The sequence below is a fragment of the Rhodococcus sp. ACT016 genome, assembly GCF_050477185.1.
In the GTDB taxonomy this organism is placed as follows: domain Bacteria; phylum Actinomycetota; class Actinomycetes; order Mycobacteriales; family Mycobacteriaceae; genus Prescottella.
Genome location: NZ_JBEAET010000001.1, coordinates 3554319 through 3565232, shown reverse-complemented (window position 1 = coordinate 3565232; position 10914 = coordinate 3554319). Strand labels below are relative to the sequence as shown.

Annotated in this window: 10 protein-coding genes; 8 read left to right on the top strand and 2 right to left on the bottom strand. The window is 68.8% G+C overall.

From position 1 onward, the window contains the following. Nucleotides 1-88: 88 nt before the first annotated feature. Nucleotides 89-1426, bottom strand: a complete 1338-nt coding sequence (locus ACQ5DX_RS16420; RefSeq protein WP_430333600.1) for a hypothetical protein — start codon at nt 1424-1426, stop codon at nt 89-91. Nucleotides 1427-1837: 411 nt separating this feature from the next. Here ACQ5DX_RS16420 and ACQ5DX_RS16415 point away from each other — a divergent pair, with 411 nt between their 5' ends. Next, nucleotides 1838-2437 carry a hypothetical protein gene (locus ACQ5DX_RS16415; RefSeq protein ID WP_430333599.1) on the top strand — a complete coding sequence of 200 codons (600 nt, stop codon included), beginning with the start codon at nt 1838-1840 and terminating at the stop codon, nt 2435-2437. An 18-nt stretch (nt 2438-2455) separates the two neighbouring features. On the opposite strand, the gene ACQ5DX_RS16410 is transcribed toward ACQ5DX_RS16415, so the two are convergent. After that, on the bottom strand, nt 2456-3082 hold the full coding sequence (locus tag ACQ5DX_RS16410) for a TetR/AcrR family transcriptional regulator (RefSeq protein WP_430333598.1): 627 nt from the start codon (nt 3080-3082) through the stop codon (nt 2456-2458). Between the two features lie 62 nt (nt 3083-3144). On the opposite strand from ACQ5DX_RS16410, the gene ACQ5DX_RS16405 reads away from it, so the two are divergent. The 7 genes from ACQ5DX_RS16405 to ACQ5DX_RS16375 all read left to right on the top strand — a co-directional run bounded on the left by ACQ5DX_RS16405 (nt 3145) and on the right by ACQ5DX_RS16375 (nt 10895). Next, entirely contained in the window at nt 3145-4092 is a 948-nt protein-coding gene (locus tag ACQ5DX_RS16405) for a patatin-like phospholipase family protein (protein ID WP_430333597.1), read from the top strand. Next, nucleotides 4089-5561 (top strand): flavin-containing monooxygenase, encoded by a 1473-nt coding sequence (locus ACQ5DX_RS16400; protein ID WP_430333596.1) that lies wholly within the window; start codon nt 4089-4091, stop codon nt 5559-5561. The genes ACQ5DX_RS16405 and ACQ5DX_RS16400 overlap by 4 nt, the downstream gene beginning before the upstream one ends. Further along, a complete protein-coding gene (locus ACQ5DX_RS16395; protein ID WP_430333595.1) occupies nt 5558-6385 on the top strand; it encodes an SDR family oxidoreductase in 828 nt (275 codons plus the stop codon). Before ACQ5DX_RS16400 ends, ACQ5DX_RS16395 begins: the two co-directional genes overlap by 4 nt. Before the next feature lie 99 nt (nt 6386-6484). Further along, nucleotides 6485-7390 carry a crotonase/enoyl-CoA hydratase family protein gene (locus ACQ5DX_RS16390; RefSeq protein ID WP_430333594.1) on the top strand — a complete coding sequence of 302 codons (906 nt, stop codon included), beginning with the start codon at nt 6485-6487 and terminating at the stop codon, nt 7388-7390. Between the two features lie 11 nt (nt 7391-7401). Then, complete coding sequence (locus ACQ5DX_RS16385) at nt 7402-8049, top strand: TetR/AcrR family transcriptional regulator (RefSeq protein ID WP_430333593.1); 648 nt, start codon at nt 7402-7404, stop codon at nt 8047-8049. A gap of 31 nt (nt 8050-8080) precedes the next feature. Beyond that, complete coding sequence (locus ACQ5DX_RS16380) at nt 8081-9823, top strand: AMP-dependent synthetase/ligase (RefSeq protein WP_430333592.1); 1743 nt, start codon at nt 8081-8083, stop codon at nt 9821-9823. 4 nt (nt 9824-9827) lie between these two features. Further along, the gene (locus ACQ5DX_RS16375; RefSeq protein ID WP_430333591.1) at nt 9828-10895 is read left to right on the top strand and encodes a phosphotransferase family protein; all 1068 of its coding nucleotides are present in this window, start codon (nt 9828-9830) and stop codon (nt 10893-10895) included. Nucleotides 10896-10914 lie beyond the last annotated feature (19 nt).

Sequence of the window (10914 nt, the reverse complement as noted above, 5' to 3'; positions counted from 1 at the left end):
CTTCCAGATCAAACGATCGGTTTCCTCTGTGGGTCGGTCGCCCCACGCTGGAACCGACGCGATCAGGCGAGAGACTCGCGTGCTCGGATCAGCCCTCCGTCGGGGCGTTGTCGGTGACGCACACCGAACTCAGGACATGGTGGTAGGTCGACAGCCCGTACGTGTTCGGCGCGTTGACGAGCGGGAACGGCGACGGGATCCAGTCGAACGGGTTGACCACGCCGCCCGCGGCGGCCGTCGCGACCGGGGACAGCGCGTCGGTGGCGGTGTCGTATCCGATCTCCATGACCTGGGTGGTCAACGAGTACGCGAAGTACGCGGCCGTGAGCGCATCACCGACGTGCACCGTGCCGAGCGGCTGAACCTCCGCAAGGTTCTCGCCGGCGAAACCGTCGTGCACCAGGCCCAGCAGCACGTCCGTCGCCGCACCGCCGACGGTGGGCACCAGCCCGAGGGCGGTCGACAACAGCGTCTCGATCGTCGAAAAGTCGTCCGGATCGGCCGGAATCAGTCCCGATGGGACCATCGCGTGGTCGAGGATCCAGGCCAGCCGTGCCTGCTGGTCCTCTATCTGCTGAGTGCTGTCGGGACCGGGGCTCGTCGAACGCAGGTAGTCGACCGTCCGGGACAGCACGTGCGCGAGGGTCATCTCGGTGACGGGCGGGCAGTCCGCGCCGGCGATGGAGAGGCTCGCGGCGAGGTCCTCCACGAACACCGGGGTCTCGAAGCCGAGATCGACCTCCCGATCCGGTCGGCCCGCCGCGTCGATCGCACGCCGATCCGCCCACACCAGGCAGCTTCGCTCGAGTTGGCTCTGGGTGGCGTCGTAGAGGAGCGCGAATCCCTTCGCGCCCAGCTTCAGCGGCAGGCTGATGAGCATCCCCGCGCTGACCGGGCCGAGGCTGACCATCGAGGGGATCATTCCGGCGATGATGTTCGCCGGCACCAGAGCGGTCGTGTAGATCAGGAAGTAGGCGGTCTCGACGGCCTGTCCGAGGGTCAGGTTCTCGGCGCGGATGACCGCCGACTCCTCGCCGTTCTTGACGTTCATCAGCTGGGTGACGATGTATCGGGTGATCGGGTCGCCGTACTGGTTGATGCCCGCGTCGGGATCGGTCGACTGCGTCGCCGCTGGGTTGGAGACCGCGAGCGTGCTGATGCCCGTGGAGTTCAGCCGCTGGTGTCCTTCCGCGCGGATGTCCGCGTAGTTGTCGAGGAAGGGTTGCGGCAGAATCGGTTTCGAGGCCTGCAGCACGGCGTCGAAGATCGCGCCCATGGTCGCCTGGTTCGATCCCACGCAGGTGGTTTCCTGGGCTCGGGCGGGCTCGTCCGGCGCGGCGTACGCGATTGCGCTCCCGCAGACCAGTGCCCCCGTCAGCGCGGCGGCGACCGCGCTCGAGAGAAGTCTGCGTCGTGTCCGACCCATGCTGTGCCCCAACCCGTCCTCGTGGTGATCGCGTCACGAGCGAGACGCCCGCGGGTGCCGTGAGCCGGAGCGGCCCGGGCACCGCACAAGATCGCACCCTAATTTGGACAATTGTTCAATACCGCCGGCCGGATCGCGTGAGGATTCATCCAATGTTCACGGCGCGCGGCTACGACGTGAGCCGGGTGGCGGGCCGCGGATTCGCGGTCCCCGCAACATCGCTATGCGGTCGAATCGGACATCGCCGGGCGCTGCGCGGTGGGCGACGGGACACGTCGTCTCGGAACCTCGAGATTCGGTATCGAATCTCGGTTAGGCCGTACAGACCGGCCTCCACTAACTAGTCTAGTGGATGTTCCGGACGGTCTTTGACCAGGTCGGGGCCGTCTTCCTGTAAGGAGGGAGCTCCCCGTGAAACTCCACAAGACTGCGGCCGTATCTGTACTGGCAATCGCGGCGCTCGGCGTCGCCAGTGGGACCGCGTACGCCGAACCCGGCGCTCCACCACCGGCCGGCGCGATCCACTACCAGACCCAGATCGGTGCGAACGGAACATCGCTCGACACCGTCCTGGATGCGGGCACCTTCCGTGTCGCCGGCAACGCGGTCGACATCGTCGATCCCGCGGGCGCCACGGTCGGCACCATCCCGTTGACCTATCCGGTGGCGGGCACCAACGTGCCGCTCGCACCGTCGATCGACGGGAACCGGCTCACCCTCACCCCGGAGATCCCGGCGCAGGGAGTCGCTGCACTGAACAACGTGGACGCCCGCCAGGACGCCTACGACAACATGGTTCGGCAGATCGAACAGGGCTGGTTCAACGGTGGTGCCATCAACGCGCAGATCGGCGCCGGGGTCGGTGCGGTCGTCGGATGCGTGTTGTTCCTGTTCGTCGGCTGCATCCCGGGCGCGATGATCGGTGGTGCGATCGGAGCGGCGACTGGAATCACGAACAACAACCCGGCGGTTCAGCCCGCCATCTTCGATTTCATCGCCACCCTCAACTGATCGGCCTCGTGCGGCGAATCAGCGGGAACCTGCCTCGGAGTCGGGGAGAGGCAGGCTCCGGCCGAGGAGCGCGCGCAGGTTGTCGGTGACGATCCGGGCCGAGACGGTGGGGTCGATCGCGCGCTGGATCCCCAGACCCACACCGAGACTGAGGACGGTGCGTGCCGCGTCGTCGAGCGGGATCGGCAGTCGGACCCCGGTGGTGGTCGTGAGTGAATCCAGCAGCGTCACCACCATTCCGTGTGCCATGGCCAGGGTGGACGCCAGTGCCGCCCGGACCTCGGGATCGTGACGCGACGTGGCGATGAACTCGAATTCGAGCATCGTCCATCCCACATCGCCGAGGGTTCGCTCCGCCCAGTCCTGGAAGCGCCCCAGCACCGCGTCGAGATTCGGGGTCTCGTGTGTCAGCAGGTTCGCGATCTCCTCGAACTTCGACGAATGGATCAGGTCCAGCACTTCGAGGCACAGCTCCTTCTTGCCGCGGAAGTTCGAGTACACCGCGCCCTTCGAGTACCCCGCGGTCTCGGCGACCTTCTCGAGTGACGTCGCGGCGTATCCGTCGGCGAGGAAGAGGTCGCGGGCCGTCGCGAGCAACTCGGCCCGGGTCCGGGCCTGGCTCTCCGATCTGGTCAAACGTGGCATTCGGTCATTCTCTCCGAAGTTTGGGGTACCGACGGTATCTGAATTCTGTAAGCTCCCTGACTATGACGTCGAGTGACAGACATCTCAGGCGCGGCGTGGTGATCGGGTGCGGGGGAACGCTCGGGGCGGCGTGGACCGTGGCGGCGTTGGTGGCGGTGCGCGACGTGCTCGGCTGGGACCCGCGCGGCGCGGACGTCCTCGTCGGCACGTCCGCCGGTGCGGAACTGGTCACGATGCTCGGGGGCGCCATCGGCGTCGACGAGATCCTGGCGATGCAACTGGGGGAGTCGACGCATCCCGCGCTGTCCGGACATCTGGCCGGCGCGCCGGGGCGCATCCCGCCGGTGCCGCGGCCGCGGCTCGGTTCGCCCGCGCTGCTGCGGCGCGGGCTGCCGACCGTCACCGCCCTCAGCGGGCTGCTCCCCGAGGGCGGCGGTGATGCGGGCTGGCTGGACCGCCTCGCGAGCGGTGTCGCCGACGCCCGCGGTTGGGTGCCGCATCCCGAGACCTGGTTGGTCGCCATGGACTACGCCACCGGTGAGCGGGTGGCGTTCGGCGCGCAGGGGGCGCCGAACGCGACGTTGTCGCAGGCGCTGCGGTCGTCGTGGGCGATTCCCGGCTGGATGCCGCCGGTGCGGATCGGCGGCAGGCGCTTCGTCGACGGCGGCGCGGCGTCCACCGCGTCCGCCGATCTGCTGGCCGGACGCGGGCTCGACGAGGTGATCGTGCTGGCGCCCATGGCCTCTCGTGGCCGCATCCCCGGTCGCGGACCCGCGATCCTCGAACGGTTGATCCTGCGGAACTGGATGAGTGCCGGCCTCGATGCGGAGATCGCCGCGCTCGAGGCGTCGGGCACGCGGGTGATCCGGATCGACGCGACCGCGGAGGATCTCGCGGTGATGGGCCCGAACTTCATGGACGACCGTCGCCGCCTCGCCACCCTCGAACACTCGCTGCGCAGCACCCGGACCGCCGTGGACCGCGCCCTCACGACAGGAGACCGCGCATGACCCGCCACCACGAGGTGATCGTCGTCGGCGCCGGTATCTCCGGCATCGGGGCCGTGATCCGGCTGCTGCGGATGGGGATCGACGACGTCGTGATCCTCGAGAAGGGCGACGCCCTCGGGGGGACCTGGCGCGACAACACGTATCCCGGATGCGCGTGCGACGTCCCGTCCGCACTGTATTCGTACTCGTTCGCACCCAACGGCGGCTGGAGCCGACTGTTCGCGGGCCAGAACGAGATCCGCGAGTACATCGAACGGACCGCCGCCGAACACCGCGTGCACGAACGCGTCGAGTTCGGCACCGAGATGCTCCGCGCGCAGTGGGACGAGGCGACCCGGCGGTGGACGCTGGACACCTCGAACGGAACGTTCACCGCGGACGCGGTGATCGCGGCGGCGGGGCCGTGGAACCAACCGTTGATCCCCGACATCCCCGGGCTCGACGGGTTCACCGGCGAGGTGTTCCACTCGTCGCGCTGGAACCACGACTACGACCTCACCGGCAAGCGGGTCGCGGTCGTCGGGACCGGTGCCTCGGCGGTGCAGTTCGTGCCCGAGATCGCTCCGCACGTGGGGCAGCTGCACCTGTATCAGCGGACCGCGCAGTGGGTGCTGCCCAAGCCCGACACCCCGCTGCCCGGTGCGGCGCGGGCCGTGATGAGCGCGGTGCCCGGGGCGCTGAAGGCGTTGCGGCGCATCGAGTACGGGGTCATGGAGACGCTCGGTGTCGGCTTCCGCAACCCGTGGATCCTGCGGGTGATCCAGCAGATCGGCCGCATCCAGTTGCGGGCCCAGGTGCGCGATCCGGAACTGCGCCGGGCGCTCACGCCGGACTACACACTCGGCTGCAAGCGGCTGCTGATGTCCAACACGTACTACCCCGCGCTGGGGCGCCCCAACGTCGAGGTGCACGACAACGCGGTGCACTCGGTGCGCGGCAACGTCGTCGTCGGCGCCGACGGGGCCGAACGCGAGGTGGACGCCGTCATCTTCGGCACCGGGTTCCACATCCTCGACATGCCCATCGGGGGCCGGGTGTTCGACGGGCAGGGCCGCAGCCTCGACGACCACTGGAAGGGTAGCCCGCAGGCGTACCTCGGCACCACCGTCACCGGATTCCCGAACGCGTTCGTGCTGCTCGGTCCGGCGCTCGGCACCGGGCACACGTCGGCGTTCATGATCCTCGAGGCGCAACTCGACTACCTGGCCGCGGCGATCGGGGCGGCGCGCACCGCCGGGTGGACGCGGATGGAGACCCGGCCGGAGGTGCAGGCCGCGTTCAACGCCGAGGTGCAGCAGGCACTCGGCACCACCGTCTACAACGCCGGCGGCTGCCAGAGCTACTTCCTGGACGTCAACGGCCGCAACAGTTTCAACTGGCCGTGGTCGACCGGCCACATGCGACAGCGGCTGCGGCGCTTCGACGCCGCGGCCTACCTGACATCGACGGGGCAGGAGGTGTCGTCGTGAGCCGGTATCCCGAGATCTCGATCCCCGGCGCACGTGTGCTGGTGACCGGCGCCGGGCGCGGCATCGGCCGAGCCACCGCGACGGCGTTCGCCGCGCGCGGGGCGACCGTGGCCCTGGCGGACATCGACCGCGTCGCGGTCACCGACGCCGCCGCGAGCGTGGGCACCGCCCATGTGCTCGACGTGCGCTCGCGGACGTCGTGGGACGCGTGCCTGGCCGAGGTCGGGCCGATCGACATCCTCGTCAACAACGCCGGCGTCATGCCGGTCGGCGGCTTCCTCGACGAGGCGGACGCGACTGGGGAGATGACCCTCGACGTCAACGTGTGGGGTCCGATCCACGGCATGCGCGCCGTGGTGCCGGGCATGATCGAACGCGGACGAGGGCACGTCGTGAACGTCGCGTCGCTGGCCGGCAAGATCGCGATCCCCGGGCTCGCCGTCTACAACGCGAGCAAGTATGCGGCCGTGGGACTTTCGGCCGCCGCCCGGCTCGAGTTCGCCGAGCGCGGCGTGAGCGTGTCCACGGTGCTGCCCAGCGCGGTCCGCACAACGCTCACGTCGGGCATCCCGCTCGGAAAGGGCCTGCCCACCGTCGACCCTGAGGACATCGCCGCCGCCGTCGTGCGCACCGTCCGCACCCGCCGAGCCGAGACCCCGGTGCCCGGCTACCTCGCCGGCCTCGACCTCGGACTCGCCGTCGCGCCGGAACGATTGGTGTCCCTGATCCGGCGCGTCGTCGGCGGCGAACGCGCGCTCACCAGGGTCGACGCCACTGCACGGGCCGACTACGACGCGCGGCTGCGGCGGGCCGAAGGGGACTGACCTCCGCTCCGCGGCGGGTCGAACCGGCCGCGTCGGCTGTCAAAAAGAGAAGTGAAGTCACTTCTTGACGTGAGGGCCGCCACATGATTCCGTGTAGGCATGACGCAAGCACCGGAATTCGAAACGATCCTCTACAAGACCGAGGGCAAGATCGCGACCATCACCCTCAACCGGCCCGAGCAACTGAACACAATCGTTCCGCCGATGCCGGACGAGGTGGAGAAGGCGGTGGCCATCGCCACCCTGGACGAGAACGTGTCGGTCATCGTCCTCCGTGGTGCCGGGCGTTCCTTCTGCGGCGGATACAACTTCGGCGGCGGCTTCCACCACTGGGACTCGCACATGAACACCGACGGTCAGTGGGATCCGGGCAAGGACTTCGCGTTCTCGACCGCGCCGCAGGTGGCGCCGACGCAGAAGTTCCTCTCCGTGTGGCGGACGTCCAAGCCCGTGATCGCCCAGGTGCACGGCTGGTGCGTGGGCGGCGGTAGCGACTTCGCGCTGTCCGCCGACCTGATCGTGGCCAGCGACGACGCGATGATCGGCACGCCGTACAGCCGGATGTGGGGCTGCTACCTCTCGGGCATGTGGCTCTACCGCCTCGGCCTGACCAAGGCCAAGGAGTACGCGTTGACCGGCAAGCCGCTCAGCGGCGCCGAGGCCGCCGAGGCCGGCCTGATCAACAAGGCGGTTCCCTTCGCCGAACTCGAGTCCACCGTGGCGACGCTCGCCGAGCAACTGTCCAACATCCCGCTCTCGCAGCTGTCGGCGATGAAGCTGATCGTGAACCAGGCCTACGACAACATGGGCCTGGCCTCCACCCAGACGCTCGGCCCGATTCTGGACGGCCTGATGCGCAACACCCCGGATGCGAAGCGGTTCATCGATCTGGCGCAGACGGACGGCGTTCGTGCCGTGGTCACCGAGCGCGACGGGCTGTTCGGCGACTACAGTCAGGGTCCTGCCGAGCGGCAGCCCAACCCGGAGCACGTGATCATTCCCTAACGTTCTCGTCTATGAACGCTGCAACAAACTCCTCCTCGAGCAACCAGGCCGGGCCCTCGCCCCGTCCGATCACTGCCAAGGGTCGTGCGACCAGGAAGCGGCTGATCGCGGCCGCGCAGGACGAACTCCGCAGGAACGGCACTCTGGAGATCGCCGACGTCGCCGCCGCGGCCGGGGTCGCGCAGAGCGTCATCCACCGCTACTTCGGCAGCAAGGCGGGCCTGGTCGAGACTGTCGTCGCCGAGTTCTACGACGACTACGACAACGCCGTCTTCCTCGCACCACTGGCGCCCGAGGCCACGTGGATCGAACGGGAGACGCTGCGCATCGAGTTGGAGGTGGCGTTCCTCTACGAGCACCCCCTCGGCCGGCGGGTCGCGGCAGGTCTCCTGCAGGAGGCGGCCGCGACCCGCGTCGACGCCGAACGACAGCGCCGGCACGCCGACATGGCGGCCCGCAACATCCGGCACGGCCAGCACACCGGCGAACTCCCCACCGACATCAATGCCGATCTGGCCGGCGCAGCGATCATCGGTGCGCTGCGCTCGGTCCTCGCCGCGGCGCTCAGTCTCGATGAACCACCCTCGCGTTCCGAGGTCGTGACGACCGTGACCCGACTCTCGCGAGCGCTTCTGCACTCCCCACCGCACCCCGCCTAGGATCCCCTAGTATTCGAGAGCGAGTTCAAGCATGCGCACACTCCTCGACCTGTTATCTCCCCGCAACGGCTCTGACGAGGCCGGTCCTCGCCTGGTCTGGCGAGACGCCGATCTGGCCCTCCCCGCGAGCCGGGCCTGGGACGCGCCGGCGCCCGGCCCCGACGGCTGGTCGACGCTCGGAGCCGACGACGTCCGCGCGGAGGTCACCCGGCTCGCAGCCGGGCTCGTTGCGCTGGGAGTCGAGCCGGGCGAGCGTGTCGCGCTGATGATGGCCAACCGCCCCGAGCACTGGCTGGCCGACCTCGCGACCCTCCACGCGAATGCCGTCCCGACCAGCTTCTATCACACTCTGGCCGCGGCTCAGGTGGCCGATCAGGCCGAACACGCCGGCGTGCGCACCGTCGTCATCGAGGGAGCTACCCAGCTCGAGCAGTGGTCGCCGGCGCTGAAGGGCGGCCGGATCGAACGTCTGATCCTCCTCGACGAGTCCCTCCTCGACAGTGCCGTCGGTCCTGCCACGGTGACGTCCTACCGCGAAGTCCTCGAGCAGGGGCGCGCGCTCCTGTCCGGGAATCCGCACGCGCTCGCCGAGCGCACCGGCCAGGTGGCCGGGGATACGCCGGCGACCGTCATCTTCACCTCGGGCACCACCTCGGCTCCCAAGGCGGTGGTGCTGACGCACGACAATGTGATCTCCCACGCCGCTGCCCTCGTTGAAGCGGCCGGACTCGCTCACCCGTACATCACGCTGTGTCATCTCCCGTTCGCTCACATCGCGGACCGAGCCATCAGCTACTACCTCGCGCTCTTCCTGCACGGAACGGTGTACTTCAACCCCGACCCCAGCTGTCTGCCCGCCACGATCCGGGCGGCGCGGCCGACTGTTCTGTTCGGGGTGCCACGCCTGTGGGAGAAGATCGCCGCACTGTTGTCGGCTCGGGCGGCGGACGCCGACGCGGAGACCGTCCTCGCGCAGGCAGGACTGGACCGTGTCGTCTGGGCTCCCAGCGCCGGCGCCCCTCTCGCGGCCCATCTGGCCGAGACCCTCCGAGCAATGGGCGTGCCGCTCGCCGACGTATGGGGCATGTCGGAAGTCTCCGGGCTGGTTACTGCCGCCAAATTCAGTGGCTCCCGCGTCGGCACCGTCGGCAAGGTGCTGCCCTGCATGGACATCCGGGTCGCCGACGACGGCGAACTCCTGGTCCGCGGTCCGAACGTCACCCCCGGTTGCCTGCGTCCCGATGGCGCGATCGACCTGGTGGTCGATGCCGAGGGGTTCCTGCCCACCGGGGACATCGGCTCCATCGATCCCGACGGCTACGTCCGCGTCGTGGACCGCAAGAAGGAATTGATCATCACCAGCGGTGGGAAGAACATCAGCCCGGTGGCAATCGAATCCGCCCTCAGCTCTTCACCTCTGGTTTCCCAGGCCCTCGCGTACGGCAGCAATCGGCCCTACGTCGTCGCCCTGTTGACTCTCGATCCCGATGCCGCACACGCGCTGATCTCGGAGAAGGACCCGAGTTCACCCGAGGATTCGGTCGACGTCGGCAATCACCCGCTGGTTCGTGACGCGATCGCGGCGCATGTCGCCGCCGTCAACGCGCAGCTTTCGCGACCCGAACAGGTCAAGGCCTGGGCTCTGCTCGGCGAGCAGTGGACCACCGAATCCGGTCACCTCACACCGAGTTTGAAAATGAAGCGCAGGGTCGTCGAGCAAGCCCATTTCGGCGACCTCGACGCTCTCTATCAGGCTCCCCGGACCGGCGCGTGAGCCGATGAACACCGACAACGAGATGACCGACCCGGTCGGACCGACAAGCCTTCCCGGCCTCGACCTGCACAGGTTCCGTGCCTGGTTCGCGGACCAGACCACGGTCGACGGGCCGCTGCGTGCCGACATCATCGCCGGAGGACGCTCGAACCTGACCTACCGGGTCCGTGACGCGCGCTCGACGTGGATCCTTCGCCGTCCGCCGCTGGGGCACGTGCTGTCGACCGCGCACGACATGGGGCGGGAAGTGACCGCCATGCGGGCCCTGGCCGGGACCGACATTCCCGTCCCGATGATCGTCGCCGAATGCGGCGAGGACACGGTGCTCGGTGCGCCCTTCTACGTGATGGACGACATCGCCGGCACCCCGTACCGGTCGGCCACCCAGCTTGCGCAGGTCGGACCGGAACGCACGCGCCTCATCAGCACCGGGATGGTCGAAACGCTCGCCGCGCTCCACCGAGTGGAGTTCGCGGCGGTCGGCCTCGAGGATTTCGGCCGCCCGAGCGGATTCCTCGGTCGCCAGGTGCGCCGATGGGCCGCCCAGCTCGACGCGTCACGGTCACGCGACCTCGCTGGCGTCGACGAGTTGATCCGCATGCTGACCGACACCGTCCCGCCGCAGGTGGACCCGGGCGTCGTCCACGGTGACTATCGCCTCGACAACCTGCTCGTCGACGACAACGACGAAATCCGCGCGGTGATCGACTGGGAGATGTCCACGCTCGGCGACCCGATCACCGACCTGGCACTGCTGCTGGTCTACCACCGGCTCGCCGAGATCTGCGAGTCGGACATCGTCGCCGACGCCTCCAATGCGCCCGGATTCCTCACCCGTGACGAGATTCTGGACGTCTACGTCCGCTCCGGCGGCACCGAACCGCGCGACGGGTTCGGCTTCCATCTCGGACTGGCGTACTTCAAGCTCGCCGTGATCCTCGAAGGGATCCACTACCGCTACATCAACCGGCACACGGTCGGCGACGGATTCTCGGCCGTCGGCGACGTCGTCGGCCCCCTCGTCGAAGCCGGCATCGACCAGATGGCCGCATACCGGTCGAAGCTGCGCTGACCCCGCGCCCCGTCTCTCC